Annotated in this window: 26 protein-coding genes and 1 pseudogene; 17 read left to right on the forward strand and 10 right to left on the reverse strand. The window is 71.6% G+C overall.

Translation table 11 applies throughout. From position 1 onward, the window contains the following. Positions 1-8 precede the first annotated feature (8 nt). The gene (locus tag CHC04_RS14425; protein ID WP_089404638.1) at positions 9-1,985 is read right to left on the reverse strand and encodes an ArnT family glycosyltransferase; all 1,977 of its coding nucleotides are present in this window, start codon (positions 1,983-1,985) and stop codon (positions 9-11) included. After that, positions 1,982-3,262 (reverse strand): bifunctional glycosyltransferase family 2/GtrA family protein, encoded by a 1,281-nt coding sequence (locus CHC04_RS14430; protein WP_089404639.1) that lies wholly within the window; start codon positions 3,260-3,262, stop codon positions 1,982-1,984. The genes CHC04_RS14425 and CHC04_RS14430 overlap by 4 nt, the downstream gene beginning before the upstream one ends. An 86-nt stretch (positions 3,263-3,348) precedes the next feature. On the opposite strand from CHC04_RS14430, the gene CHC04_RS14435 reads away from it, so the two are divergent. The 6 genes from CHC04_RS14435 to CHC04_RS14460 all read left to right on the forward strand — a co-directional run bounded on the left by CHC04_RS14435 (position 3,349) and on the right by CHC04_RS14460 (position 10,125). Next, on the forward strand, positions 3,349-4,284 hold the full coding sequence (locus CHC04_RS14435; protein WP_089404640.1) for an NADP-dependent oxidoreductase: 936 nt from the start codon (positions 3,349-3,351) through the stop codon (positions 4,282-4,284). 81 nt (positions 4,285-4,365) lie between these two features. Continuing rightward, entirely contained in the window at positions 4,366-4,686 is a 321-nt protein-coding gene (locus tag CHC04_RS14440) for an EthD family reductase (protein WP_089404771.1), read from the forward strand. Next, positions 4,683-6,233, forward strand: a complete 1,551-nt coding sequence (locus CHC04_RS14445) for an acetolactate synthase large subunit (protein ID WP_089404641.1) — start codon at positions 4,683-4,685, stop codon at positions 6,231-6,233. Before CHC04_RS14440 ends, CHC04_RS14445 begins: the two co-directional genes overlap by 4 nt. A gap of 75 nt (positions 6,234-6,308) precedes the next feature. Beyond that, on the forward strand, positions 6,309-9,020 hold the full coding sequence (locus CHC04_RS14450) for a putative bifunctional diguanylate cyclase/phosphodiesterase (RefSeq protein WP_089404642.1): 2,712 nt from the start codon (positions 6,309-6,311) through the stop codon (positions 9,018-9,020). A 74-nt stretch (positions 9,021-9,094) separates the two neighbouring features. Then, positions 9,095-9,535, forward strand: coding sequence for a GtrA family protein (locus tag CHC04_RS14455; RefSeq protein WP_089404643.1), 441 nt, complete (start codon positions 9,095-9,097; stop codon positions 9,533-9,535). A gap of 86 nt (positions 9,536-9,621) precedes the next feature. After that, positions 9,622-10,125 carry an OsmC family protein gene (locus tag CHC04_RS14460; protein WP_089404644.1) on the forward strand — a complete coding sequence of 168 codons (504 nt, stop codon included), beginning with the start codon at positions 9,622-9,624 and terminating at the stop codon, positions 10,123-10,125. Between the two features lie 87 nt (positions 10,126-10,212). Here the strand turns inward: CHC04_RS14460 and CHC04_RS14465 are convergent, their stop codons facing one another. The 4 genes from CHC04_RS14465 to CHC04_RS14480 form a co-directional block, all read right to left on the reverse strand. After that, positions 10,213-10,413 (reverse strand): hypothetical protein, encoded by a 201-nt coding sequence (locus CHC04_RS14465; RefSeq protein WP_089404645.1) that lies wholly within the window; start codon positions 10,411-10,413, stop codon positions 10,213-10,215. Continuing rightward, positions 10,410-11,474, reverse strand: a complete 1,065-nt coding sequence (locus CHC04_RS14470) for a carbon-nitrogen hydrolase family protein (protein ID WP_089404646.1) — start codon at positions 11,472-11,474, stop codon at positions 10,410-10,412. The genes CHC04_RS14465 and CHC04_RS14470 overlap by 4 nt, the downstream gene beginning before the upstream one ends. Before the next feature lie 119 nt (positions 11,475-11,593). Next, complete coding sequence (locus tag CHC04_RS14475) at positions 11,594-12,514, reverse strand: AraC-like ligand-binding domain-containing protein (protein ID WP_176450016.1); 921 nt, start codon at positions 12,512-12,514, stop codon at positions 11,594-11,596. Positions 12,515-12,761: 247 nt separating this feature from the next. Beyond that, positions 12,762-14,000, reverse strand: a complete 1,239-nt coding sequence (locus CHC04_RS14480) for a YncE family protein (protein WP_217897374.1) — start codon at positions 13,998-14,000, stop codon at positions 12,762-12,764. Positions 14,001-14,296: 296 nt separating this feature from the next. Here CHC04_RS14480 and CHC04_RS14485 point away from each other — a divergent pair, with 296 nt between their 5' ends. The 7 genes from CHC04_RS14485 (at position 14,297) to CHC04_RS14505 (ending at position 19,092) form a co-directional block, all read left to right on the forward strand. Next, on the forward strand, positions 14,297-14,911 hold the full coding sequence (locus CHC04_RS14485) for an ATPase, T2SS/T4P/T4SS family (RefSeq protein ID WP_245817225.1): 615 nt from the start codon (positions 14,297-14,299) through the stop codon (positions 14,909-14,911). A gap of 436 nt (positions 14,912-15,347) precedes the next feature. Beyond that, the gene (locus CHC04_RS14490; RefSeq protein ID WP_176450018.1) at positions 15,348-16,439 is read left to right on the forward strand and encodes a metallophosphoesterase family protein; all 1,092 of its coding nucleotides are present in this window, start codon (positions 15,348-15,350) and stop codon (positions 16,437-16,439) included. A 58-nt stretch (positions 16,440-16,497) separates the two neighbouring features. Further along, a complete protein-coding gene (locus CHC04_RS14495; RefSeq protein WP_245817227.1) occupies positions 16,498-16,749 on the forward strand; it encodes a hypothetical protein in 252 nt (83 codons plus the stop codon). A 219-nt stretch (positions 16,750-16,968) separates the two neighbouring features. Further along, positions 16,969-17,424, forward strand: a complete 456-nt coding sequence (locus tag CHC04_RS23620; protein WP_141233812.1) for a DUF2335 domain-containing protein — start codon at positions 16,969-16,971, stop codon at positions 17,422-17,424. After that, complete coding sequence (locus CHC04_RS23625) at positions 17,421-17,882, forward strand: hypothetical protein (protein ID WP_141233813.1); 462 nt, start codon at positions 17,421-17,423, stop codon at positions 17,880-17,882. Before CHC04_RS23620 ends, CHC04_RS23625 begins: the two co-directional genes overlap by 4 nt. A 307-nt stretch (positions 17,883-18,189) precedes the next feature. After that, positions 18,190-18,540 (forward strand): hypothetical protein, encoded by a 351-nt coding sequence (locus CHC04_RS14500; protein ID WP_089404649.1) that lies wholly within the window; start codon positions 18,190-18,192, stop codon positions 18,538-18,540. A gap of 312 nt (positions 18,541-18,852) precedes the next feature. Further along, positions 18,853-19,092 carry a hypothetical protein gene (locus CHC04_RS14505; protein ID WP_089404650.1) on the forward strand — a complete coding sequence of 80 codons (240 nt, stop codon included), beginning with the start codon at positions 18,853-18,855 and terminating at the stop codon, positions 19,090-19,092. A gap of 77 nt (positions 19,093-19,169) precedes the next feature. Here CHC04_RS14505 and CHC04_RS14510 read toward each other — a convergent pair whose 3' ends face one another. From CHC04_RS14510 to CHC04_RS14520, 3 genes are all read right to left on the reverse strand, one after another. Next, positions 19,170-19,655, reverse strand: coding sequence for a DUF4411 family protein (locus CHC04_RS14510; RefSeq protein ID WP_217897375.1), 486 nt, complete (start codon positions 19,653-19,655; stop codon positions 19,170-19,172). After that, entirely contained in the window at positions 19,655-20,806 is a 1,152-nt protein-coding gene (locus tag CHC04_RS14515; protein WP_089404652.1) for an ImmA/IrrE family metallo-endopeptidase, read from the reverse strand. The genes CHC04_RS14510 and CHC04_RS14515 overlap by 1 nt, the downstream gene beginning before the upstream one ends. A gap of 241 nt (positions 20,807-21,047) precedes the next feature. Then, a complete protein-coding gene (locus tag CHC04_RS14520; protein ID WP_141233814.1) occupies positions 21,048-21,359 on the reverse strand; it encodes a hypothetical protein in 312 nt (103 codons plus the stop codon). A gap of 137 nt (positions 21,360-21,496) precedes the next feature. On the opposite strand from CHC04_RS14520, the pseudogene CHC04_RS25005 reads away from it, so the two are divergent. The 4 genes and pseudogenes from CHC04_RS25005 to CHC04_RS14535 all read left to right on the forward strand — a co-directional run. Continuing rightward, positions 21,497-21,737: pseudogene (locus CHC04_RS25005) on the forward strand (IS5/IS1182 family transposase); the annotation flags it as partial. 290 nt (positions 21,738-22,027) lie between these two features. Continuing rightward, entirely contained in the window at positions 22,028-22,924 is an 897-nt protein-coding gene (locus tag CHC04_RS14525) for an HNH endonuclease (protein ID WP_089404654.1), read from the forward strand. A gap of 8 nt (positions 22,925-22,932) precedes the next feature. Further along, on the forward strand, positions 22,933-23,250 hold the full coding sequence (locus tag CHC04_RS14530) for a hypothetical protein (protein WP_089404655.1): 318 nt from the start codon (positions 22,933-22,935) through the stop codon (positions 23,248-23,250). A 775-nt stretch (positions 23,251-24,025) separates the two neighbouring features. After that, positions 24,026-24,973, forward strand: a complete 948-nt coding sequence (locus CHC04_RS14535; protein ID WP_089404656.1) for an HNH endonuclease — start codon at positions 24,026-24,028, stop codon at positions 24,971-24,973. A 70-nt stretch (positions 24,974-25,043) separates the two neighbouring features. Here the strand turns inward: CHC04_RS14535 and CHC04_RS14540 are convergent, their stop codons facing one another. Beyond that, on the reverse strand, positions 25,044-26,135 hold the full coding sequence (locus CHC04_RS14540; protein WP_217897376.1) for a DNA cytosine methyltransferase: 1,092 nt from the start codon (positions 26,133-26,135) through the stop codon (positions 25,044-25,046). Between the last annotated feature and the right edge of the window lie 320 nt (positions 26,136-26,455).

Raw genomic sequence — 26,455 nt, forward strand, 5'->3', positions numbered from 1 at the left:
GCGCGGGGTCAGCTCGCCGGCTGCGTCAGGTCGTAGACGGTGACGCCGTCGACGATCTGCGCGGTGTGGTTCTCCGCCACCCAGGCGGCGATCTCGGCCGACGCCGAGCTGCCGCCGTCGGCGGCCATCCCCGTCCCGCCGCCGATGAACCAGCGGATCTCGCCGTCGGCGACGTACTGCTGGAACTGCTCGAGGGTCGGCGAGGGGTCGCTGCCGTTGAACCCGCCGACCGCCATGACCGGCAGCCCGGTGGCCAGCTGGTAGCCGGCCGCGGTGTTCGAGCCGACCGCGGCGGCGACCCAGGTGTACCCGTCGGCGTCGGCGGCCAGCGCGGCGGCCGTCTCCTCGCTGACGTCCGCGGCGCCCAGCAGGCTCCCTGCCCCGCCGCCGGGGCCGCGGGTGACGGTGCTCTGCGGCGCGGCGCCGGGGAGGGCGGCCGGTGGCTGCCCGCCGCGGAACGGGGCGCCACCGCCCGGGCCGCCGCCGAAGCCGGTCCCGGCGACGGCCGGCCCGGCGCTGGGGATGGAACCGGTCTGCGGCGTGGCGGCGGTCTGAAGCGCGTAGGCGGCCGGGCCGGTGACCCCGGCGAGCAGGCCGACGGCCAGCACCCCGGCGACGGCGGCGCGCCCCAGCCGGTCGACGGCGAGCAGCCCCAGCGCCGCCACGAGGCCCGCGGCGAGGACGGTCCAGCGCAGCCAGGGCAGGAAGTCCGCCGAGCGGCCCAGGAGCACCCAGGCCCACAGCGCGGTGCCGGCCATCGTCACCGCCAGGACCAGCCGGGCCTCCACCCGGTCCCGCCGCTGCCAGACCAGCGCACCGCCGACGGCGACCAGCGCGGCGATCGCGGGGGCCAGGGCGACGGTGTAGTAGGCGTGGAAGATGCCCGCCATCAGGCTGAAGGTCAGCCCGGTGACGCCCAGCCAGGTGCCCCAGGTGAGCAGCGCGGCCCGGCGGGGGTCGGTCCGCCGCGCCCGGCCGACGGCGACCAGCCCGGCCGCCAGCAGCACCAGCGCGGCCGGCAGCAGCCAGGCCACCTGGCCGCCCACCTCGGCGCCGAACGTGCGGCCCAGCCCGGTCTGACCCCACCCGCCGCCGCCGACACTGCCGGTCTCCTCGCCGGTCAGCCGGCCGAGGCCGTTGTAGCCCCAGATCAGCTCCCACACCGAGTTCGTCTGCGACCCGCCGACGTAGGGCCGCATCGACTCCGGCACCAGCTCGACGACGGCGACCCACCAGCCGCCGGCCACGACCATCGCGGCACCGGCACCGAGCAGCTGCAGCACGCGGCGGCGCAGCGTCGTCGGGGCGGCCACCAGCCACACCAGCGCGAAGCCCGGGACGACCAGCACCGCCTGCAGCGTCTTGGTGAGGAAGGCGAACCCGAGCAGCACGCCGACGCCGACCAGGCCGCGGGTGGAGGCCCGCTCCAGCGACCGGGTCAGGACGTACGCGGCGGCCGTCATCAGCAGCACCAGCAGCGCGTCGGGGTTGTCGAAGCGGAACATCAGCGCCGCCACCGGGGTCAGCGCCGTGGCCACCCCCGCGACCAGCCCGGCGCCCGGGCCCGCCACCCGGCGCACCGCCAGGTACAGCAGCCCGACGGTGGCCACGCCCATCAGCGCCTGCGGCACCAGCAGCGACCACGAGCTCAGCCCGAACAGGCGCACCGACAGCGCCATCACCCACAGCGAGGCGGGCGGCTTGTCCACGGTGATGGCGTTGGCCGCGTCGGAGGACCCGTAGAAGAACGCCTCCCAGCTCTGCGAGCCGGCCTGCGCGGCCGCGGCGTAGAAGGCGTTGGCCCAGCCCGAGGCCGACAGGTCCCACAGGTACAGGACGCCGGTGGCCCCCAGCAGGCCGAGCAGCGCCGGGCGGACCCAGCGCGGGTCGGCCGGCGAGCCGCGGAGCAACCGGGCGGCCCGCCCGGCGCGCGGACGCGCCGGCGCACCGGGGACGGCGGGCGGGGCCGGCAGGGTGGCGGTCATCGGGCGGTCTCCATCTCGGGGGCGGCGACGGCACCGGCCGTGCCGCGGGTGCGGTCGGGGCGGAACACCCAGCCGCGCAGCAGCACGAAGCGCAGCAGCGTCGCGACGGCGTTGGCGCCGACGAGCACGGTCAGCTCCACGGCGCGGGCCGGGGTGGGGTCGGCCAGGTGCAGCAGGCCCAGCGACCCGCTGGTGAGGGCCAGGGCGAGGGCGAACACGGCCAGGCCCTGCAGTTGGTGCCGGGCGGCGCCGGGGCGGCCGCGGACGCCGAAGGTCACCCGCCGGTTGGCGGCGGTGTTGCCCACCGCGGTCACCAGCAGGGCGAGCAGGTTCGCCGGCTGGGCGGCGACGACCTCGCGCAGTGCGGCGAACAGCACCAGGTAGGCCAGCGTCGAGAGCACCCCGACGACGGCGAAGCGCACCAGCTGGGCCGCCAGCGAGCCGGGGACCCCGGGCAGCGGGTCGGGCAGCGGCTGCCGGCCGATGGTGGCGCGCAGCCGCGCGAGCGGCAGCCGGCCGGTGGACAGGGCCCGCAGCACCCGGACGATGCCGGCCAGGTCGGCCCGCGCGGTCCGCACGAGGTCGACCCGGCTGTCGGGGTCGTCGACCCAGTCGACGGGCACCTCGTGGACGCGCAGCCCGGCCCGCTCGGCGAGCACCAGCAGCTCGGTGTCGAAGAACCAGCCGGTGTCCTCCACCAGCGGCAGCAGCTGCGCGGCGACGTCGGCCCGGATGGCCTTGAAGCCGCACTGGGCGTCGGACAGCGAGGTGGCGAGCGTGCGGCGCAGCAGCAGGTTGTAGCCGCGGGACACGACCTCGCGCTTGAGGCCGCGGACCACCCGCGAGGAGCGCGAGAGCCGGGTGCCGATCGCCAGGTCGGAGTGGCCGCTGATCAGCGGCGCGACCAGCGGGAGCAGGGCGTTGAGGTCGGTGGAGAGGTCGACGTCGGTGTAGACGAGCACCGGCGCGTCCGACCCCAGCCAGGCGGTGCGCAGCGCGCCGCCGCGACCGGGCTCGGGGAGCTGCAGGACCTCGATCCCCGGCAGCTCGGCGGCGACGCGCCGCGCCACCTCCAGGGTGCGGTCGGTGCTGGCGTTCTCCGCGACCGTGATGCGGAACGGGTAGGGGAGGGACTCGGTCAGGTGGGCGTGCAGGCGGCGCAGGCACGGCTCGAGGTCGGTCTCCTCGTCGTGCACCGGGACGACGACGTCGAGGACGGGCCGCCCGCGGCCGCCGGCACCGGCGCGGTCGTGCGCGCCGTGCAGGAGCGGTGGCATGCCCAGAACCGTCCGGTCCGCGGCTGGACCGCCCCGGGACGGGCGCTGCCGGTCGGCTGTGAGCGCCGACCCCTAGTGTCGACGGCGTGCGCGCCGTGGGAGTGACCCGGTTCGGAGGGCCCGAGGTCCTCACCGTCCTCGACGTCCCCGACGAGCCCCTCGGGGCCGGTCAGGTGCGGGTCCGGGTGCGGGCCGCCGCCGTCAGCCCGACCGACACCCACCTGCGCGAGGGCGCCTATGCCGGCCGGGACCCGGTGACGACCCCGCCGTGGGTGCCCGGCATGGACGCCGCCGGGGAGGTCGTCGAGATCGGCCCGGACGTCGACCGGGTGGCGGTCGGCGACGCGGTGATGGGCATCGTCGTGCCCACCGGCGCGCACGGGGGCTACCGCGAGGACCTCGTGCTGCCGGCGGCCTCGGTGGCCCGGGTGCCGGCCGGTGCCGACGCCGTCGCCGCGTCCACCCTGCCGATGAACGGCCTCACCGCCCGGCTCTCCCTCGACCACCTCGACCTGGCGCCGGGCTCGGTGCTGGCGGTGACCGGCGCGGCCGGCGCCTACGGCGGCTACGTCGTCCAACTGGCGAAGGCCGACGGGCTCACCGTGGTCGCCGACGCCGCCGAGGCCGACGAGCAGCTGGTGCGCGACCTGGGCGCCGACGTCGTCGTCCGGCGCGGTGACGACGTGGCCGCGCGGATCCGCGCGGAGTTCCCCGACGGCGTCGACGGGCTGGCCGACGGCTCGGTGCAGGACGCGCTGGTGCTGCCCGCGATCCGCGACGGCGGGCGGCTGGCCACCGTCCGCGGGTACCGCGGCGACGGCTCGGGCCGGGTCGAGGCCTTCCCGACGCGGGTGCGTCACTACGCGGAGAACGCCGGCGCCCTCGACCGGCTGCGCGAGCAGGCCGAGTCCGGCGCGGTGACGCTGCGGGTGGCCCGCACCTTCGCCCCGGAGGAGGCGCCCGAGGCCCACCGGGTGCTCGCCGCCGGCGGGGTGCGGGGACGGCTGGTGATCACCTTCTGAGGTCGCGCCGACGGGGACCCGCCTGACAGGGTGGGGGCGGACCCGGGCGGCGGTGCCCGGCCGACCCCAGGAGTGGCGCAGATGGTGCACAGGCTCGTCGTCAGCTATGGGCAGCCCGAGGACCCGGCGGCGTTCGACGCCCACTACCGGGACACCCACGTCCCGCTGACCGTGCAGCTGCCGGGCCTGGTGCGGTTCACCACCGGCCGGCCGCAGTCCCTGGACCCCTCGCACCCCGCGCCCCACCTCGTCGCGGAGCTCGACTTCGACTCCGAGGAGGCGATGGGCGCGGCGTTCGCCTCCGAGGCGGGGAAGGCCGGCGCCAAGGACATCGCCTCCTTCGCCACCGGCGGCGCCACGATGACCCACTACGAGGTGACCGAGGTGCACGTCTCCCGGTGAACGGCGCCCAGGCACTCATCCGCACGCTCGTCGACGCCGGGGTCGACGTCTGCTTCGCCAACCCCGGCACGTCGGAGATGCACTTCGTCGCCGCGCTCGACGACGTCCCCGAGATGCGCGGCGTGCTCACCCTCTTCGAGGGCGTGGCCACCGGCGCCGCCGACGGGTGGGCCCGCATGACCGGCCGGCCCGCCGCCACGCTGCTGCACCTCGGTCCCGGCATGGGCAACGGCCTGGCCAACCTGCACAACGCCCGCCGCGGCCGCACGCCGGTGGTCAACGTGGTCGGTGACCACGCCCGCTCGCACAAGCGGCTCGACGCACCGCTGGAGAGCGACGTCGACGCGCTGGCCGGCACCGTGTCGGGCTGGGTGCGCCGCTCGCTGGCCCCCGGGGACGTCGCCGCCGACGCCGCCGACGCCGTCGCCGCGGCCGCCCGCGGGCAGATCGCCACGCTGGTGCTGCCGGCCGACGTCTCGTGGTCCGACGGCGCGGCGCTCGCCGATCCGCTGCCGGTCCGGCCCCGCCCGCGGGTGGCGTCCGCGGTGGTGGACGAGGCGGCGTCGGTGCTGCGCTCGGGCGAGCCCACCGTGCTGTTCCTCGGCGACGACGTCGTGGCCTCGGAGGCCGGGCTGCTCGCCGCGGGGCGGGTGGCCGCCGGCACCGGCGTGCGGCTGCTGGCCGAGACCTTCCCGGCGCGGATGGTGCGCGGTGCGGGCCTGCCCGGCGTCGGCAAGCTGCCCTACCCGCCGGAGGTGGCGATCAAGGCGCTCACCGGCACCCGGCACCTGGTGCTGGCGGGGGCGACCTCGCCGGTGCACTTCTTCGGCTACCCCGGCGTGCCCGGCACGCCGGTCCCGGAGGACTGCACGGTGCACGTCCTGTCCGAGCCGGGGGAGGACGGCGTCGCGGCGCTGGAGGAGCTGGCCGGGCAGGTGGCCGACGGGGCCGAACCGGAGCTGCTGGAGGCCGCCCGCCCGGAGCTGCCGACGGGGCGGCTGGAGCCGCGGGCGGTGTCGGCGGTGGTCGGCGCGCTGCTGCCCGAGCGGGCGGTCGTCGTCGACGAGGCCATCACCTCCGGCATCGGGCTCGCCGAGCTGACGTCGGGGGCGCCGCGCCACGACTGGCTGGCGCTGACCGGCGGCGCGATCGGCGACGGCCTGCCGATGGCGGTCGGCGCGGCCGTGGCCTGCCCCGACCGGCCGGTGGTTGTCCTGCAGGCCGACGGCAGCGCCATGTACACGATCCAGGCGCTGTGGACGATGGCGCGCGAGCAGCTCGACGTCACCGTCGTCCTCTACGACAACGCCTCCTACGCGATCCTGCAGGGGGAGCTGTCCCGGGTGGGCGCCACCGGCGGCGGGGAGCGGGCCGGGCAGCTGCTCGACCTCGGCGGCCCGGCGCTGGACTTCGTGGCGCTGGCCACCGGGATGGGGGTGCCGGCCACCCGCGCCGAGACCGCCGAGGACCTGGCCGAGCAGCTCGGGACCGCGCTGCGCGAGCCCGGGCCGCACGTGGTGGTGGCGGTGCTGCGCCCGGCGGGCTGACCGCGGCTCACCCCCGCGGGGGACCGGTGGGTGGAACGGTTCCAGACCGTTCCGTTCCGGGCCGATGCGCATCCCGTGTCCTCGACCAGCGTGCGTGCCGGCGGCGTCGCCGTCCCCGGTGCGGTCCTGGGCTGCGCCGGCGTCGGGCTGGTGGCGGCCGTGCTGTGGGCGCAGGCCGCGTGGTCGGGCACGACCGCCGGCACGGTCCTGTACTCCGCCGTCACCGGCCTGGCCGTGGTCGCCGCCTGGGGAGGTGCCGGCCGGGGGAGCCGGCGTCCGGTGGCGCTGTGCGCCGCCGTCGCGGTCACGCTGTCCGCGGTCGGTGACGTCCTCTGGCAGGTGCAGGCCTCCCTCACCGGCTCGGGCTCCGGTGCCGGCCCGGCCGACGCGGTCCACCTCGCCGGCTACGCAGCGGTCGCCGTCGGGCTCGCGCTGCTGGCGCGCACCCACACCGAGGACCGCGACCAGCGGGTGGCCGGGTGGATCGACGCGCTCGTCGTCTTCGTCGCCGTCCTGCTGGTGGTGTGGGAGGTGTCGATCGCCGCGACCGTCGAGGACGGGTCGCTGAGCGTGCTCACCCGCACCACCCTGGCCCTGTACCCGGCCATCGACGCCGCGCTGATCGGCCTGGTCGTGCGCCTGCTGGCCACCCGGCGGCAGGGCGAGCGGACGTCGCTGGTCGTGGCGGCCGGCTGCGCGTGCTGGGTGGTCTCCGACATCGCCGACCTGCTGCACGCCGACGCCGGCAGCTTCGGCTCCCTGCTCGACGCCGGCCGGGTGCTCGGCAGCGTGCTGCTGGCCGTCGCCGCCTGGCCGTCGGCCTCCCCGGCGCCCGCCGGCGCCCGCGCGCCGTCGTCGCGGGTGGGCCTGGCGCGGCTGGCCGTGTGCCTCGGCGCGCTGGTGGTGCCGCCCACGACCGACCTCGTCGTCCACGCGGCCGGCGGCGCGGGCGACCCGGTGGCGATCCTCACCGGCACGGTGGTGCTCACCGTCCTGGTCTTCCTCCGCGCCGCGCTGCTGCTGCGCGGTGAGGCCGCCGCCCGGGCGCAGCTGCGTGCGCGGGAGCGCCGCGCGGCCACGTTGGCCCGCTACTCCTCCGACGCGGCGCTGGTCGTCGCGCGCGACGGCCGGCTGCTCAGCGACCCGGCGCCGGTGGCGGCGGTCCTCGGCACCGCCCCGCCGGCCGGCCGGAGTGCCGGGGAGGTGGTGCGGCTCGCCGGCATCGACCTCGAGCAGGCGCAGCGGGTCCTCGACCGGGCCCTGGCCGCCCCCGGGACGGTGGTGGACGCCGAGGTGCCCGCCCGGTACCGCGGCGAGGACCGCTGGCTCGGCGTCCGGCTGGTCGACCTGGGCGAGGACCCCGACGTCGGCGGCGTCGTCGTCCACGTCACCGACGTGACCGGCCGCCGCCGGGCCGAGGAGGCCCTGGCGCACTCCGTGCTGCACGACACGCTCACCGGCCTGGCCAACCGCGTGCTGTTCGCCGACCGCGTCGGCCAGGCGCTGCTGCGCACCGTGCGCGGCGGCGGCTCGGTCGCCGTGGTCAGCCTCGACGTCGACGGGTTCCAGGCGGTCAACGACGGTCTCGGGCACGCTGCCGGCGACGCGCTGCTGCGGGAGGTCGCCGCCCGCCTGCGCGGCGCCGTCCGCGCCGACGACACCGTGGCCCGGCTCGGCGGTGACGAGTTCGCCGTCCTCGTCGAGCAGTCCGGGGACGGCGACGACGAGGCGGTGGCCACCGCCGAGCGGGTGCGCGCGGTGCTGTCCCGCCCGGTGGTGCTCGCCGGCGGGCCGGTGGGGGTCTCGGCGAGTGTCGGGGTGGCCGTGGGCCGCGGGGCGGCCGGTGCCGAGTCGCTGATCGCCGACGCCGACCTCGCGCTGTACAGCGCCAAGCTCGAGGGCCGGGGCCGCACGGTGCGCTTCGAGCCGGGCATGCGCGCGGCGGCGCGGGCCGCCCGGGAGCTGGAGGACGAGCTGCGCGGCGCGCTCGGCCGCGGCGAGTTCCGGCTGGTGTACCAGCCGGTGGTGGCGCTGGCCGACCGCCGGGTGACCGGCTTCGAGGCCCTGCTGCGCTGGGACTCCCCGCGGCTGGGCGCGGTGGGCCCCGACCGCTTCGTGCCGGTGGCCGAGGCCGCCGGGCTCATGGACGAGATCGGCGCGTGGGTGCTGCGCGAGGCCTGCGCCACGGCCGCGGCCTGGCGGCGCGACCACCCGGCCGCCGGCGGGACCTCGATGGCGGTCAACGTGTCGGCCACCCAGCTGCGGTCGTGCGACCTGGCCGGCTCGGTCGCCGCGGCGCTGGCCGACAGCGGGCTGCCCGCCTGCGCGCTGGTGCTGGAGGTGACCGAGACCGCGCTGGTGGACGACCCGGAGCGGGCGGCGGCGTCCCTGGCGGAGCTGCGGGCGCTGGGCGTCCGGCTGGCGCTCGACGACTTCGGCACCGGCTACTCCTCGCTGGCGCACCTGCGGCAGTTCACCGTGGACGTGCTGAAGATCGACCGCTCGTTCGTCGGGGGCATCGCCGACGGCGAGCCGCTGCCGGCGATCGTCCGCGGCACCATCGACCTGGGCCGCACGCTGGGCCTGGAGGTGCTGGCCGAGGGCGTCGAGCACGAGCACCAGGCGCGGCTGCTGGCCGAGGGCTGCTGCGACACCGCCCAGGGCCACCTCTTCGCCCGGCCGCTGGAGCGCACCGACGCCGAGGCGCTGCTGCTCGGGCGCACCGGCCGGCGCCGCCGGGCCGCCGTGCCGCCGCCGCGGGGCGCCCGGTCGGCCGCCCGCCGCTGAGGACGGACGGATCAGGGTCCGGTCCAGGGTCATCCCCGATGTGACCGGAGGCGGACCTCGGCGAGCCTGCTGGCATGACAGCAGCGGTCCTCGACCGGCCCGGCCCGGGCTGGGTGACGCAGGACCACGTGCCGGCGCAGTTCGTGCGGTTCGTGCTCGTCGGCGGCTCGGCCAACGTCGTGTACGCCGGACTGTTCCTGCTGCTGGCCGGCCTCGGCGACCAGGCGGCCAACCTCGCCGGCGTCGTCGCCTCCACGGCCCTGGCCAACGAGCTGCACCGCCGGCTGACCTTCCGCGCCGGCGAGCGGGTCGGGTGGGCGGCGGCCCAGTGGGCCGGCGGCGGGCTGGCCGTCACGGGGCTGGCGGCCACCAGCCTCGCCCTGGCCGCGCTGGAGGGGTGGACCGCCGCGCGGGGACCGCTCGCGTCGGTGCTCGTCGTCGTCGCCGTGACCGGCGTGGTCGGGCTGGCGCGGTTCGTGGGACTGCGCTGGGTGCTGACCGGCCGTCGCGCCTGAGCGGCCCCGGACGCGGCGGTCCCCGTCTGGCGCCTCGGGCGCGCGGTGGCGAGCATGGGAGTCCGCGAGGACACACGGAGGTCGGGATGGACGCCGCCCAGCTGCGGGAGATGCAGGCTCCGCTGAAGCAGCGCTACCGGGAGGACCCGGGCACGGCCTGCGCGCAGATGCACGCCGAGGCCGACTTCTCCGACCCCGGGATCACCGCCACCGTGCAGACCTGGGCCGGGCCGGTCCGCGCCGGGCTGCACCCCTCGACGGGCGGCGACGGCAGCGACGCCTGCTCCGGCGACATGCTGCTGCAGGCGCTGCTGGCCTGCACCGGCGTCACCATGCGCAGCGTGGCCACGGCGATGGGGGTCGGCGTCCGCTCGGCGCAGCTGACCGCGCGCGGCGACATGGACGCCCGGGGCACGCTCGGGGTGGCCAGGGACGTGCCGGTGGGGTTCGGCTCCATCGCCGTGGACGCCGTCCTGGACACCGACGCCGACGACGCCACGCTGGAGCGGCTGGCGCAGCTCACCGAGCGGTACTGCGTGGTGGCGCAGTCCCTGGCCCAGCCCCCTCGGCTCACCGTCCGGCGCGCCTGACCGCGACCGATCGGGCGGGGCGGGAGGGCGTCGTCCGGACCCGGCCGCGGCGGAGGGGGATCACGCCGCGGCCGGGCGGCCCGGAGGTCAGCAGGTGACCCGCCGGCCGGCCGTCCGCCCGGCCCCCGCGCGTCGCCGCAGGAGCCGGGCCCGCCCCGCGCGAGGCGCGGGACGGGTCCCGGCGCCGAACCGGTAGGCGACCACCCGGGGGGTCGGGGAGCCGGCGCCGGCGAGCACCACGACGACGTCGGTGAGGGGCGGTGCGGGGACCGCGGGCTCGGGGGTCACGGCCGGCCCACCCGCTCGAGGGCCGCCGCGTCGACGGGGACGAGGTCGCTGGGCTCGGGCAGCTCCACCGGCGGGCGCGCCGGGGCCTGCTCCGGCGTCACCACGACCTCGTTGGGCGCGCCGTTGAACAGCAGCCGGAAGACGTCGGGGCGCGAGTAGTGCCCGACCGGGTCGGCGGCGGACTTGGCGATCGCGATCAGTGCCGGGTCGAGGTCGGCGTAGAGGATGCCCTCGGCGTCCTCGGGCAGGGGCTCGGCGAGCTCGCTGCCCTCGGGGCCGTAGATCCGGGTGAACCCGCCGCCCTGCAGCAGCAGCTGCCGCTTGGTCTCGGTGTCGGCGAACAGGTCGTGGGCGGCCTGCCCCACGACCGAGCAGGGTGCGACGACGAACGTCTGCCCCTCCACCGCGTACACCCGGCTGGCCGCGGTGTTCACCTCCGGGCCGAGCGCCGTGGCCGCGCCGCGGTACACCGAGAAGCTCGGCCACGAGGCGACGTGGATCTGCTCGCCCATGCTGTACATCGCGTACTTGGTCAGCGGCTGGAAGTGCTCCCAGCAGTTGAGCGCCCCGAGCCGGCCGAGCTTGGTGTCGTGCACCTGGACGTCGCTGCCGTCGCCCTCGCCGAACACGCTGCGCTCGACGTGGGTGGGCTTGAGCTTGCGGCGCACCGAGACCACGGTGCCGGTGTCGTCGATGAAGGCCTGCGACATGTAGAGGCTGCCGCCGGCCCGCTCGGCGAAGCCGAGGACGACGTGCACGCCGTGCCGCCCGGCCGCGGCGGCGATGCGCTGCATGTGCTCGCCGTCGCGGGTCATCGAGTTGGCGGCGTAGCGGGCGACGAACTGCATGCCCCAGGCCGGGGAGTCCAGCCAGATCCACCACGGGTAGCCGGGGACGAACGTCTCGCCGAACGCGACCAGCTGGGCGCCGTTGCCGGCCGCCTCCCCGACGAGGTCCACGACCTGCGCCACCCCGGCGTCGAGGTCGAGCCACCGCGGCTCGGCCTGGACGGCGGCGACGCGCACCGGGCCGCCGGGTCGGGTGCTGTCGGGCGCACTCATGCGGTCCTCCCGGGCCGGGCCCGCCGTCGGCGGGACGTGCGACCACGGTGAGGCGGTCGGGAACGGGCGGACTCGCCGTCCGTGCCAGCTCGCTGTCGCTGCGTGCCAGCCCGGCCGGCTCAGGCCCGCTCGCCCGCCGCCCGGCGGTAGGCGGCCGGGGTGGTCCCGGTGACGGTCCGGAAGGCGCGGTGGAAGGAGGCATCCCCGGCGAACCCGCAGCGGGCGGCGACCGTGGTCAGCGGCAGCGCCGGCTGCGCGCGCAGCAGCCGCTGGGCGGAGGTGACCCGCAGCCGGCGGAGCACGTCGCCGAGCCCCTCCGGCTCGATCTCGAACAGCCGGAACAGCGTGCGCCGGGACAGGTGGCAGGCCTCGGCGACGGCGTCGGCGGACAACCGGGGGTCGGTGTGGTGGGCGGCGAGGTGGGCCATGACCCGCTCGCGGTCCAGCGCCGCCGGGCTCGGCGCGGGCGGCCCGGAGGCCAGGGCGAGCGCGGAGGTCAGCAGCGCCACCGCGTGCGGGGCCAGCGCCGCGACGCCGGCCGGGTCCGTGGCCTGCTGCCGGGCCAGGCCGCGGAGGAAGTCGGCGACCAGCCGGGCGGTGGAGTCCGCGCCGAGGGTCACCGCGGTCGCCCCGGCCAGCGTGCAGGCGGGCAGGACGCGGCGCGGCACCTGGACCACGAGCTGCTCGAAGGCGCCGTCGAAGTGCAGCGTGTAGGGCCGGGTGCTGTCGTAGAACGCCATCGCGCCCGGGGTGAGCCGCGCCTCGCGCCCGTCCTGGGCGATCACGCCCTGCCCGGCCAGCTGGATGCTGGTCAGCACGAACTCCTCGCGGGTGCGGGCGATGAGCCGGGGCGTGCGCCGGACGTGCTGCCCGCCGGCCCGCACCGTGGTGAGCTCGACGTCGCCGACCACGCCGTGGGAGATCCGGCCGCGGAAGGGCAGCTCGGTGGTGGGCGACGCCGACAGCTGCACGAACGTGTCGCAGATCAGGTCCTGCCAGAAGGCGAACGCCTCGGCCGGCCGCACGGAGTCCGTCGTCACCGTGACCGGACCCGGCCCGGGCCCGGCGCGCTCGGGTCCCGACCGCGTGGACACGCAGCGATCATGACCCCGGGGTGGGGGGAGGTCCATCCCGGCGGGAACCCGGGACGCGGGCGTGGGCGCGCCGGTCACCCGCTGCCGTCACCGACCTCACCGTCCGGGTGCGGGCGCGCACGCCGGGTTCCGGAGCCCGTTGTGCGGCGCCGGCGCACACGGTCGGGTGAGCCGGGCTCCCCGCGCGGGAAGCTCAGCGCGTGACGCCGGTGTGCCCCAGGGAGTAGCGCCCCGGCTGGGGCCACACGCACAGCCCGTGCGGGCTGTCGGCGACCGGGATCCGGGCCATCAGGTGCCCGTCGGCGGTGGACAGCACGTACACCTCCGCGTCGTAGCGCCCCGAGAGCCACAGCTGGGTGCCGTCGGCGGTCACCCCGCCCATGTCGGGACTGGACGGCCCGGGGATCGTCCACTTCGTGATGGGCGCGCCGGTGTTCGCGTCGAGCACCGAGACGCTGTTGTCCTTGCGGTTGGTGACGTAGAGCTGGGTGGCGTCCCGGCTCGGGTACAGACCGTGCGCCCCCGGGCCGGTCGGGATCTCGCCGATGACCTGGGTGGCCGCGCCGTCGAGGACCCACAGCCCGCCCTGGTCGGAGTCGGCGACGTAGAAGCGGCTGCCGTCGGGGGAGAGCTTCACGTCCTGCGGACCCATGTGGTGGTTCATCGTCGGCATGTCGATCAGCCGGACCACCGTCCGGGAGGGGATGTCGACGACGGCGACCCGCCCGGCGAACTCGCAGCTGAACACCGCCGTCCGCCCGTCGGGTGTGAAGTCGGCGTGGTCGATGCCGGCGCAGTCGGGGATCTCCAGCCGGCTCTGCTCGGCCCAGGTGTGCGGGTCGTAGAACACCAGCGACCGGCGGGCCTCGGCCACCGAGATCGCCGCCGCGCCGTCCGGGGTGAAGTACATGTTGTACGGGTCGTCGACCGGGATCCGCGGACCGTTCCGGCCGGTCACCGGGTCGATCGGGGTGATCGTGTTCCCGACGTCGTCGGTGGCGTACAGCGTCGTCATGTCCCAGGACGGGACGACGTGCTGGACCTCCAGGCCGGCGGGGAATCTCGCGACGACCTCGAGGGTGACCGGGTCGATCTCCCACACCTCGCCGCTGTTGTGCGGCACGTAGACCATCGGCCGGGCGGCCTGCGCGGCCGGGGCGAGCATGCCGGCGGCGGTCTCGGAGTAGACGTTCGCGGCGTCCACCACCGGGGGCATCCCCGGCAGCTGGTTCGCGACGACCGGCGTCGGTTCGGCCGTGGTGGACGGGGCCGGGGACTCCGACGGCGTCGTCGGGGCCGGCGGGGAGGACGACGCGGCCCCGGTGTGCCCCTCGTGGTGGTCTCCGGCGTCGTCCGCGGCACCGGACGAGCAGCCGCTGACCAGCACCAGCAGCGCGGCGCCCAGCGCCGCTCCTGCGTTCCGCACGGTCACGTGTCCTCCCGTTCCCCCGGCCACCGGACCGACCGCTCCTCCCCGTCCGGCGACGGTAGCGTCGCCGACCGGGTGGCGGAGTTCTCGTCCGAGCGTGTGCGCGCACGCCGGGTTCCGGGGCTCGCTTCACGGCGCCGGCGCACACGCTCGGGTGGTGGGCCGGCTCACCCAGGCGGGTGGCCGGCGTGCACGGGCGGGTCCCGGGTTGTCCACAGATCGGCTGAGCGGGCTCCCGCGCACCGCCCCGGTCGACCTACGGTCCCTCCCGTTCTGCAACGGGGTGTGACGGGGGTGCGGTGCCGACCGCGACGAGTGCGCTCGACGTCGTCGACGGCGAGGTCCGCGAGCTGATCCGCCGGCGGGGGCTGGACCCCTTCACCGATCCCGGTCCGGTGCGGGTCCTGGTGCGCGACGTGGTCGCCGACTACTCCGAGCGGTCGCTGACCTCCGCGCTGCCGCCGGTCGGCGACCCCGAGGCGGTGGTGCGCGACGTGCTCGACCGGGTGGCCGGGTTCGGTCCGCTGCAGCGCTGGCTCGACGACCCCGAGGTCGAGGAGATCTGGGTCAACGAGCCCGGCCGGGTGTTCGTCGCCCGCCGCGGCCGCAGCGAGCTGACCACCACCATCCTGGGGGCGGGGGAGCTGGCCGACCTGGTCGAGCGGATGCTGCGCACCTCGGGACGGCGCATCGACATGAGCCAGCCCTTCGTCGACGCGATGCTGCCCGACGGGTCGCGGCTGCACGTGGTCATCCCCAAGGCAAATCGGTCGGCAGTCATATCTCCCCAGGCGTCGACAAGCACACCGACGTTAATCCGGGCAAGACGACCACCGGAGATGTATCGGTACACCAATAGATTGCCCGGGTCACCTCGAGGGCCTGCACAGTCGCACGTCGGGGCGGACGATTGACTGACACGGCGCCCTCAGTCGCAAGCGCCGTCGATCCCACCAAGAGTGTCACGCCTCCCGTTCAGAGCTGATCCCCTAGCCCAACGGTGCAACCTGTGCCAGGCTGTAGGCCGGCCGGCGGGGGGGAAGAATGACCGGTAGAGCTGTACTGGGACCGCATGAGCCGCGTCGAAGCCTGGTCAAGCTACGCCTAGACTTTGATTACGAAGCGTTTGTTGCCGAAAATCGGGCGCCGGACTTGCTCAGGCACCTCGCAGAGACTCTCAATATCAACGCCGCGGACATTGCTCTAGTGGACCTTCGTTCTGGCTGTGTGATACTTGTCATCTCCCTCCCTGAGGATAAAGCGGCCGAGCTTCTTCGACTTGCGAGTAGTGGGCCGGGACGTGCCGCTCTCGCCGGAAACATTCGCTTGCTATCCGTCAGGGAGGGCGACGTGATCGAAGCAGCGCCACTCAGTCACTTGCATCAGTCGAAGTTTGAGTCGCATTTATCTTGGTTGCACATCTCAGACATGCATATAACCGCTGATTTCGCCGATAACACCAGTGACACAGCCGCCGACCTAGAGCGCTTCCTGGAAGATTTACCTAGCTGTCTAGAGGAAGCTGAAATTGCGCCCGATGCCGTCTTCTTCACTGGTGACGTTGCACAGTCGGGTGCGGCCGAGGAGTATGAGTCGGCGGAGACTTTTTTTGTCGAGCTTCAGGAGAGGCTGCCCCATCAGTCGCGCTTTGCTCCGCTGATCATCGTGCCTGGAAACCACGACGTTACATGGGACGCCATCGACCCAAAGACGGAACTCAAGCTCAGGCGTGAGCTGTCGAACACGAACAATGCGGACGCAATCTGCGATGCCGCGGATGCGTATATCCGCGAGCGGCATCGCAATTATGAAGACTTTCTGATCAGTGGTAAGAGTGCAATCCGCGTTCCGGGGGACGGTGAGCGCTTCTTTGCCCACAAGTTCTTCGCGCCGGTTCGGGGCGTTGAGGTTGGCGTTGCTGCTTTCGATTCCGCGCTTCTGTCGACTAGAAAGGATCTAGTCGGAAAAGCAACTGCCTCTGCGGTAGGAGACCTGGATCTGCAGTTCCTGCGGCTGGGCCGCCGTCAGCTCAGAAGTGTAGCGGCACCGCTGAAAGACTGCACCATACGGATCGCTCTAATGCACCACGAGCCGTTGTCTGAGTGGTATGCCGATCCTGATCGCGAACTGCAGCGGCAAGAACTGACTAAGTACGACTTCGTGCTCCGGGGGCATCAGCATGAGACCCGGGCGCGAGTTGCTCCCAAGATCGCGGGCAGCGATGACTTCATTGAACTGGCACCAGGAGCGCTCCACACGCAGCCGCATTGGTTCCAAGGCTTCATGGCGGTGGAGCTCGATCTGAAGTCGCACCTGATGAGGGTCACGGTCTGGTCGGTGACGGGACATGCGCGCCGGTGGATGCGTGATCGTGAGTTCGGCGAGGATGGGCGAACCCTACGAGCATTGCCAGATAAAGTCATTCGACGACTACGCGACTAGCCTCTGGCATTTGTCGCTGACAGCTATTGAATGATCACTTGGCTCTCCCCCCCACCGTATGCACAGGAGCCGAGGGGCGCTGCAGGAGGTGGCCGACCGGACCTCGGTCGACGCGCTGGCCCGGTTCGTCGACGGCCTGCTCGTGGCCATCGAGCGCGGCACCCGCTGGCCGAGGTGCTGCGGGTGCGGGCCGCCGACGCCCGGGAGGCCGGCAAGCGCCCGGCTGCTCGAGGCCGGCGGCCGCAAGGAGATCGCCATGATGGTGCCGGTCGTCTTCCTGGTGCTGCCGGTCACCGTCCTGTTCACCTAGTGTCCAATAAGGGGATCTTACGGCCGCATCCCTGCGCAGCGGCCGCGCGGAACGGTCTCCTCCAAGGCATCGCTGCCTTTCCGCGAATGAGGAGCGCGGCAGCGGAATCACGAGCTGCAGGACGACACACGACGCGGTGTTATGACACTCGCTTGTCACTAGGCTCGGGGGCGTCAGCGGGAGACGGGGACTGCCCGTCGTCGAAAGGAGGGTGATGGCGTGCCATCGGGCAAGTCGGACACTTCGCCGGATCCCAACGCGATTGAGTCCGAGGTTGTACGCGAAACGATTAGGCGCTATGGCGCATTGATCCCCTCAGCAGAGGAGCTGAAGGCGTACGAGGAGGCGGCACCAGGGTCTGCAGATCGCGTCTTGCGTCAGGCGGAGTTGATGCAACGCTTGATTCGGGAGCAGGTTGAGTTCTCGCGGCGAAACGAAAGGACGGAGTCTCGCCTCCGGGTGGCCGGCTTCATCACTGGCGCTTTCATCGCGCTTGCGGGGCTCGGACTTGCCGCCTTTCTGGCGGCTAAGGATTTCTCTGTTGCCGCGACTGTCCTAGGTGCATTGAATGGTGTAGCGATCCTACTATCCGGCATGGCTGCTCTGCGACATGAGGGCGGACATGGAATTTCTGGAGCTGGGGATGAGCTTCATAAGACTGAGGCGAATTCGTGACCGTCGATCCTCCGGCGGCAGCCGACGCCCAAGCTGCACGGCATGAGCCGGCGATTCGTCATGGCCGTAGTTTTGTAGGCGGTGAGGAACCGCACGGCTTTACCGACGAGGCGACAGCGGCATTTGCGGTCGAGGTGCAGCGTTATCGAGTCGAGCTCGAAGTACGCGCCCGCGGGCAGAGCCAGAGGGAGGTTGTCGTCAAAGATGACGTGGCCACGGCGATCAAGGAACTGCGTCCTAGATCGGTTCGGGAAAAGATGAAGGTCGCGGCCGACTGGACGAAGCGCGTTGGTTTTATGTTTATCGGTTTTGCTGTAGTTCAATTCGACAATGTGCACAGTCAAGCGGTCATTGATAGTGGAAGTGTGAACTGGCTTGTTGCAGATGCTGTGGCGGCGACCGTGCTGGTCACAAGCGGCTTCGCCTTGGATAGGGCGTCACTGCGGTCCGGCAAGTAGCGGCGACGCGCCCTGGCCACCGTGTCTTCGCCTTGTGACCGTATTCGGCCTTTTCATGCGCCACTGCCTCCGCGACGGTGCATGACCGCATCGTCGGGAGCACTGACGCGGTCGCGGGACGCCTTGAGGCCGGCACCGCGCATGTGAAGAGTCGGGATGCAGTCAGCCGGGCTGGGGATGGGGACGGGGGGAGGGAATCCCAGCGTCGACTAGTGAGCAGCCACATCTGTACGACGCGGCGTGGGTCGCGCTCCGTTGATCACCGACCTGCCGGGCCGGACGTCCGCTACCGACCTACTGTGACGCGGTGACTGACCCGAGGATGGTGACCGCTCGCCTGGCCCACAGCTACTTCGGCTTCGCGCTGGAGGGCATGGCGAAGTACCTGCGCGATCCGCAGGGTGACGACGTCGGCCGGGACAGTTCTCGTCTGAGCGACAGAGTGGCGCGGGCGCTCCAGGGACTTCAGGAGTCGAAGGAACTGCTGACCGTAGCCGACGACGCCGAGCCGTCGCCGGACCTACTGGCGGCCCTCGTGCAGGCGCGGGACGCGGTGCTGGATGTCGACACCACGACTGATGCCAAGAAGCACGCACCCGCCGCGATCGCTGACGCGAGCGAAGCACGAGCGAGGCTCGGCCAGCTCACCCGTGAATGACCGACCCGGCCTCTCCGGCGGGTGGACGTAACCCGGCGAACAACCGGTGTTGCGCGCACTCGCAACGGTGAAGACGAGGTCGAGGATGCGGCCGGTGGCGGCTGACAGGAGACGCTCGACCGCCACCAGCTCGGCCAGTGACGGCGTGTCCTCAGCGTTGACACCTCGGCGGGGTACGCGCTCCCAGTCCTCGGAGTCCTTCGACTCTCGCTCCCACTCTCTCAGGTACGCCTGGTACTCCTCCGGGCTACAAAGCTGCTCGATCTCCGACCACGGCCTCGAGGCGTCACGGCTCCGCAGGAGCCAGTCCTGGTGGACGACGTTGTTACGTCGATCTCGGGCGTCCTCGGCAGCGTTGACAGCGGCCTGAACGGCGGCCTGCAACGCGCCTTCCAGCCGAGTCGAGGCCAGGCGGCGGACCTTGTCCGTCTGCACCGCGCCGGGCTTTCACCGGGCCTCCTCGAACGGGACGTTGCGGTCGAGGTGGTGCCACAGGCGGCCCATTGGATGTCGAGCCGGGACCCGGCAATGGTGATCCGGCCAACCTCCTGAAGCACAGCGGGTCCGGGGTACACGCAGGACTCCTCGGTGTGCGGGCCGTGTCGAGATCGGCAACCAGGCGTGCACGCTCAGGACACGAAGCGAGCGCCCTCGTTGCGGAGCATCGCCCACGGTGTCGTGTAGGCGACCCCCAGCCCATTGCAGGCGTCGGGGATCTTGATCCTCTTCTTCCCGTCAGGGGCCGGAGTCTCGTGCGTCACGACGATGAAGCCGAGGTCGTGCGCCTGGGCGACGAGGTAGTAGTCGGCCACGCTCAGGAACTCAGCGAGGGCCGCAGGGACGTACCGCGTCTGAGCGGAAGCCCAAGCAGCGGTGGCCGCGAGGCTCGTGGCGGTACTGGAACTCACATCTAGCGCGAAGCCGGTGGGCAGCGCCTTGATCCAGTCGGCCAGCTCGTCGCCGCCGTCCTTGATCTCGTCGGCGACCTTGCTGACCGTGAAGACGAGGCCGTCTCCGTGGGCCTTCTCGATCCACTGCCAAAAGCCGGGGACGATGTCCATCCCGTAGTAGGCGTTCTTGCCCTGGATCATGACGTTGGCGTCGAGTAGGTACATCAGGCGACCCCGACGGCTTCGCCGAGGTTCTGGAAGGTCTCGTGCCTGCGAACGCCGAGAAGGCGGTAGGCATCGCGGTAGAGCGTGTCACCCTCAAGGGCGTCGGAGATGATCGCCCGCGCGAAGCGGCGACTCACACGGTATGGCTGTGTCCTGTAGAAGTCGCCGCCTGGGCTTCTCTGCGCAGCCAAATCAGTCACTCGCGCCAACTCGTCATCGAAGGCCGGACGGAACTGCTCCCACGTGAGCAAGCCCCTGTCGACCAGCCGACGCAATACAACCAGGGTGCTGACCTTGTACTGCCGGGCCAGCCTCTCCAAGTCCTGGGTGAGTGTCGGCCCTTGCAGCGCCTTCGGCATGGACTCCAGCGGGACGAGGAACTCGGCCGCGACGCTGTTGCACCATCGCTCCGTGGCGCTGCGGTCGTCCACTTGTCCGAGATCGGGCTTGTCGACTCCGGACTGTCCAGCCCAGACATGAGCCAGCTCATGCGCCAGGGTGAAGATCTGAGCGGCCTTAGTGTCCGCCCCGTTGACGAAGATCAGCGGCGCAAGGTCGTCGTTCAGAGCGAAGCCACGGAACTCGTCGGGGTCAAGCCTTCGACGGGTGTTCGAGGCAACGATGCCGCTGACAACGACGAGGATGCCGATGGACTCCGCAGCCTCGATGAGCCCGGTCAGGGCAGCCGTCCAGGTCTGAAAGCGGCGTCGGGTGTCTAGGTTGAAGCCTAGGGCTGTCGTCATCTGGGCGGCGACATCGCGAGCCGGAGACTGAGGGCTTACGGAACCAACGAAGGACAGCCGGTCCCCGCCATGCTGGCGCTGGTAGTTGCGGTACCAGTCCTGGCGCTGCTCGGAGAGATAGACCGTGTCCAGGAGGTTCGCGCTTGGACGGGTCAGCTCGGCGTCCCGCACGGTGCGGTAGTCCGGAACCGGTAGGCCCTCTTCCGGCGGCTCGGGCAGGAAGAAGTACCCGAACGGGGTGTATGTCGCCTGCGCGAACGCCTCCAACTGCCGCACGGTGGGCTTCGTTCGACCGCTCTCCCAGTCTCGAAGCCGGGGGAAGCGCTTAGTAAGGCTGTCGCTGTCTAGGCCGGACCGCTCAAGCGCCCAGGCCAGCATTGGAGGTGCGACGTCGATGCGGACGCTCACGTCTCCTCCTAGCTGGACCGATGGACCCAGAGCCCCGGAACCGGCCGGGGACCCGAGGGTAGCTAGAGGCACCCACAGGGGCCGGTCAACCGCTCCCCACTCAGACGAGGGGTTACCCCTTCGTGATTGCTGCCCGTCGGTAAGCGCCCGAGGAGGAGCGGCCGGGCGGGCGAGAGAGGGAGAGACTCCCGCCCGGCCGCGGGAGAGCCGGGTCCGCCCGCCAGCAGGCCCCGGTCCGGGCTCAAATGGGCCTGGCGACCCCGGTCGAGCTGGCCCCGCCGTAGAGCACCGACACCGACCGGTCGGTGCAAAGCCGCTCGGCGGCCTCGCCGTCGGCCATGCCCACGTATCGCTGCCCCAGCGCGTAGGCGGCGGCGTGCGTCTCGGCGGCTGCCACCGCGCGGCGGACGGACGGCGGCACCTCGTTCAGCACGGTGACCGGGACGCCGGAGGCGGTGAAGGTGATGCGCGGCTCGGGCGTCGCCTGCGGCTTCGGGTAGGCCGCCTGGTGCGCAGTGGTATCGGCCGCCCGGCGGGTCTCCGATCGGGACATGGCGTCAGGGGCTCCCAAAGTGCTGTCCGCCGGCATCGGTTGGGCAGGCTCCCGGCCGAGCTGGACCACGGGTCGGGCTACAGATCCTGGCGGCGATGCACAAGTAGGCCGATACCGGCGTCTTCGCTCGTGGCGCCCGGCCGGTCAAGCTGCATAGGGGAGGGCTACGGCGACCCGCGGGTCCGCCGCCACCTGCGCCAACGCGGCGTCGCCGCTTGCACCGCGGAGATCGGGCGCGATCGCAGCGCTCGCTGGGAGCGACACCGCCGGGTCGTCGAATGAACCCTGGGGTGGCCGCTGTCCCACGAGCCCCTCGCGCTGCGCCTTGACCGCAGCGTTCCGACTGTCACGGCGCTGGACCGCCTGGCTGTCGCTCTCGCCGGGCGTCCGCAGGCTCCCGACGACCTACTGCAACGTCTTTCGACCTCGCTCGTGAAGCGCTGCGCTCGCGCCTCGACAGGCGACCCACCAACGTTGCCGCCAACAAGCCACCAACACGCCGCCGTTAAGACAGGCGGTTGGCGGCAAGAACGGCGTGTACGCCCGGCTCAAGCGGCCGATGGAGACTGACATCTGGGAGTCGGCATAGACATCCGTGGGTCATGCCGCCTAGAGTGACCGTGGTCGGCGCGAGCCGACCGTCAGCCCACTGCGCGAGGAGGAGACCCATGGCGACCAGCGGCCCGGATGGCCCCCTGTACTACGGCCTGCCGGACCCGGACAGCGACGAGATCCGGGAGATGTTCAGCAACCGGGAGGCCCGCGAGGCGTACCGGTTCCTCTTTGAGCGCCGGTTCCTCCACGAGCACCGGACCGCGCCCCTGCCGACGATGGCGGAGTGGATCGAGCGGGCCGAGCGCGTGCTCGGGAAGGCCAACGTGCACACCCAGCGCCGGCTGAGGGACGTCCGTGAGTTCTTCGTCGTCACGACGCACAAGCAGGGTTCTGACTGGGTCTACAAGCTCGAGGGGCGCAAGCCGGACGCTGCCGCCGACGCCGGCGCGAAGATCTCCCCGCGCCTGCAGGCGGAGGTCTACACGATGAAGGGACGGTTCTGCGCGATGTGCGGGCGCGGCCCCGCGGAGGGCGTCAAGCTCCAGATCGACCACATCATCCCGCGGCAGTGGGGCGGGGAGACCACGCTGGAAAATCTCGAGCCGCTGTGCGTGGCGCACAACCACGGCAAGCAGGCCTTCTTCGAGTCGCTGAACCCCTACGCCGACGCCATCACCCGTGCGGTGAAGCTCGAGACCCCGTGGGAGCGGATCGGTGAGCTGCTGATCGCCATGCGCGAGATCGGCAAGCGGGTGCCGGCCGAGCTGCTGCCGATCGTCGGCCTCGAGACCCACAAGGGTGATCCCGCGCGCCGCCTCCGCGACCTGCGGGTGGTGCTCGACTGGGACGTCCGCGTGTACAAGCGCAGGGAGGGACGCTCCACGGTCGTCGAGTACGAGCTGATCGAGGCGAAGCCGTGGCCTCCGGAGGGACCCAAGGAGGCCGTCAACCGCTACGAGCGCGAGCGCAAGCGGCGTAAGGCCGCGGAGCGCCGCGGGGATGACAACTAGCTCCGGAGGTGACCACCGCTCAGGAGGTCATTGACCACTTCGCCGTCTCCGCCGGTGGCCGTCGGCTTCTCGACCAGTGGCGGCGCGACCCGCACAAGGCGGCGGTCGTTCCCGACGTCCTCGCTCATGAGTCACGGGTCGTCGAGGCGGCCAGCCTGGCCGAGGTGGCGGATGTCTGCCGCCGAACCGAGCACGCGCTGGGTGAGGTGAAACGGACAGACGCGATGAGCGTGTCGGCCGTCCGCGACTGGCACCCGCCCCACCCCACCATGTTCGTGCTGCACTCGATCACCGAAGAGGCAGGGAGGATCCCGACGTGGGAGTAGTTCCGGGTGGCTGCTCAGCAGGAGAGCCAAAGACGCCGCCTCTGGGACATCGCCGCGGCAAAGATCACCGAGGTCGTGGAGGGGGAGTCCCCAGTCGCATGGCGCACGGCGCCATGCGCTGGCGCATCGGGAACTTCTACTACTCCTTCCTGAGGGAGCAGTACGTTCACGCAGTCTTCCGCGAGTGCGGCGTACACCTGCGGCAGCACCCACTCGCCGATGCCCTGTTTTGAGTCGACGGATAGGCCGGGGACAGCCACGTCGAGCTCTACATCGGCAAGCCGAGTTCCGGCGTCAGCATGAGGGGCGGAAGCCCCATGCCGCGACGATCTTGGCTGACGTCTATCCCGAGGAGTCCTTCATCGCGACCGAGCTGCCCGTCCGCCACCAGTTCGGCGTCTGTCATCTGCCAGACGACCGACGGGTCCGGGAGGCGGCTGAGCAGGTTCGTCGGCTACTTGCGCGGTAAGCGCGCGTCCCGTCGCCGAGTAGACATCCCAGCTGGAACCTCGATTGATGCGTTCCCGGGCTACGGTGCGAGCCGACACGGAGCTGAAGTTCCGTGATATTGCGGATCTCGAGCCCAAAGGCCGGCGTTGCCTGCCGGACGAAGTCATTCACCGCCCGTAGCCTTTGCCCAACGGTTCGCTGTCAGTCCCGACGGCAGCGCGGTCAGTGTGTCGACCTATACACAACGTGGGGCAGTGATCTTGGATGTGGTTACGTCCACTGGTCCCCCGGTACAGGCGTAAACGTGTGGAACGGAGGTTGATCGATGGATGACGTTCGGGCGTGGTTGTTCATGGCCGTTGACGGCGATGATCGTCAGTTCGGTGGAAATGATGGCTATGCCGATGAGCCGGATGTCTTCTATAGCTGGGATAGCCGGGTCCCACGCGCCAAGGACGTCGTCGTCGGTGACCGGGTGGCCCTCTGGGACAAACACCGCCTTATTGGCGCCTCGGTGGTTGAGGAAATTCAAGAGGGTGAAGGGCCCAAGACGATCTACCGCTGCAAGGTCTGCGGCCAGGCCAGTATTAAGTGGCGCAAGGTGAAGCGCCCCTTCTTTCGCTGCGGGAATCAACGTTGCTTGGCGGAGTTCGACGACCCGCAGACAGAAACTGTGCCCGTTGTAACCTACAGGGCCATCTACGACGCCGCGTGGGTGCCTCTACCCTCCGCCCTCTCCGCCAAGGAGTTGCGCGACCTGTGCCGGGATCCCGGATCTCAGCACGCGATCCGTCCTCTTCGGTGGCAAGCCTTTGAAGAATCCCTCGCCAGCAAGGGCCGGCCGCTCGCGCTCGACGACGTGGACCGGCGAGCCGGAACCCTGTCTGGTGGCCACCGCATCGCGGCCACGCGAGTAAGGCGCGGGCAAGGGGCCTTCCGCAAGAGCCTCCTTCGAACCTACGGCCCCGTGTGCGCCATAACTGGGGACTGCCCCGAGGAAGTGCTCGAGGCTGGCCACCTGTACAGCTACGCCGAGGTGGGAGTGCATCACGAGCATGGTGGCCTACTTCTGCGGCGGGACATTCATCGGCTGTTTGACCGGGGAGCCTTAGCTATCGAGCCCGAAACTTGCACAATCAGCGTTGCCCCCGACCTGGCCAGATATCCGATGTATGCAGCCCTGGAGGGGGGCGAGCTCGCCGTTCCCCCAAACGATCGGCACCTTCGATGGTTTCGGCAGCACTGGTCTCAGCACCGTGCGAGGCGGGCATAGGCGCTTGAGCCTAGTGCCGCGCTGCATGCCCAGCTCCGCTTCCGGAAACCGATCGCCCACGGCCACACGGTCAGCCCTCTATGTACGGTCTCAGGTGTCGCGCAATGGCGTGGGCGAGACCGACCGGCACTGCGTTGCCGATCTGCTTAGCGACCTGAATCTTGGATCCGCACCAGAGAAACTCGTCGGGGAAGTCCTGTAGCCGCGCGGCTTCCAGATGTGTGATCGGGCGGTTCACTCGATTCGTTGGGTGCACCGGATCCCACTGCGGGTGCAGGTATTGCCCCTTCTCAGGCTTGAAGAACTCAGTCCGGATGGTGAGCGACGGAGCGTCCCACCGCATGCGACCCATAACATCTGTGGTGCCGCTCGCCTTGTTGCGCCAGCAGGCCGGCTGTAGTTCGACGGGCAGGTCAAACCGCCCCCCGCCCGGAGGGATGTGGTCATATCGCTCAAGAGACATCTGCGTCGGATTTCGGCCCACATGAAGGTCCAGGCCCTTGAACACGCCTGGCACGGTCTCGCCGAAGAAGGTTGCGGTGGAACTGGGCAATCCAGTCGAGTCGGGGAAGGGCGGGAGATCGGAAATCCGGCTGCGTACAGTTTCCCATGGCCGCAGGCGGCTGGTCGGGGTTTGGGCGTGGGTTGGGGTAGGCAGGCCGATGCGGCCGATTCGGGACCCGATAACGATGGCGCGGGGTCGCCGTTGGGCCACGCCATAATCGGCGGCGAGCAGCACACCGTAGGACAACGAATAGTTTCTGAGGCAGGCCTCATCGAGGAGCATGGCGAACTCGCTGCTGGACGAGAACCGCTCGACATTCTCCACGACGAAGACTTTGGGCTGCGCCTCCTCGATGACCCGCAGATACTGCTCCCACAACTTATTGCGCGGGTCGTCAACGTTCTTGGTGCCCAGGTTGGAGAATCCCTGGCAGGGTGGTCCTCCGACCACGACGTCGGCTTCTGGAAAGCTTCGCGCATCGACCCTGCAGATGTCGTCCCACAACATATGGTTCTCGCCGAAGTTGGCGGCGTACGTGGAGGCCGCGGCGAGGTCGAACTCCACCGCGCACACGGGTTCAAATCCGGCTTGGACAAAGCCGACAGTCATACCGCCGCAGCCGGCAAAGAGGTCGATCACAGTCGGGGAAGAGGTCACGAGACGCAGGTTAGGCGATGGCGCCGACAATCTTGCTTAACTACGAGCGGTGCGTTCCGTCGATGTCTGCTACTTCGGGGAGTCCAGCCTTCCGACAGTGCAGATCACTCAATGCCATCACGACCTATCGTCACGGCCTCGGCCCGGTTGCCGCCCTCCGGACGCCAAGCATGGTTCACTGCTGGAGCTCCGTCGGACCGATGGCGTCGGACTTGCTCTGAGACAGGAACTGCCTGCCGAGAGGGCTGAGATGGCAACTCCTTCTGGCGCTGGAGGCAGTGGCGCTGGAGGCAGTGGCGCTGGAGGCAGTGGCGCTGGAG

Source organism: Geodermatophilus saharensis (genome assembly GCF_900188205.1).
In the GTDB taxonomy this organism is placed as follows: domain Bacteria; phylum Actinomycetota; class Actinomycetes; order Mycobacteriales; family Geodermatophilaceae; genus Geodermatophilus; species Geodermatophilus saharensis.

Coding starts and splice junctions, on each gene's coding strand:
- CHC04_RS14430 (WP_089404639.1), bottom strand. CDS start 3,262: ATGCCACCGCTCCTGCACGGCGCGCACGACCGCGCCGGTGCCGGCGGC.
- CHC04_RS14495 (WP_245817227.1), top strand. CDS start 16,498: ATGCACAGGAGCCGAGGGGCGCTGCAGGAGGTGGCCGACCGGACCTCG.
- CHC04_RS14460 (WP_089404644.1), top strand. CDS start 9,622: ATGGACGCCGCCCAGCTGCGGGAGATGCAGGCTCCGCTGAAGCAGCGC.
- CHC04_RS14520 (WP_141233814.1), bottom strand. CDS start 21,359: ATGTCCCGATCGGAGACCCGCCGGGCGGCCGATACCACTGCGCACCAG.
- CHC04_RS14440 (WP_089404771.1), top strand. CDS start 4,366: ATGGTGCACAGGCTCGTCGTCAGCTATGGGCAGCCCGAGGACCCGGCG.
- CHC04_RS14525 (WP_089404654.1), top strand. CDS start 22,028: ATGGCGACCAGCGGCCCGGATGGCCCCCTGTACTACGGCCTGCCGGAC.
- CHC04_RS14470 (WP_089404646.1), bottom strand. CDS start 11,474: ATGAGTGCGCCCGACAGCACCCGACCCGGCGGCCCGGTGCGCGTCGCC.
- CHC04_RS14535 (WP_089404656.1), top strand. CDS start 24,026: ATGGATGACGTTCGGGCGTGGTTGTTCATGGCCGTTGACGGCGATGAT.
- CHC04_RS14455 (WP_089404643.1), top strand. CDS start 9,095: ATGACAGCAGCGGTCCTCGACCGGCCCGGCCCGGGCTGGGTGACGCAG.
- CHC04_RS14510 (WP_217897375.1), bottom strand. CDS start 19,655: ATGTACCTACTCGACGCCAACGTCATGATCCAGGGCAAGAACGCCTAC.
- CHC04_RS14425 (WP_089404638.1), bottom strand. CDS start 1,985: ATGACCGCCACCCTGCCGGCCCCGCCCGCCGTCCCCGGTGCGCCGGCG.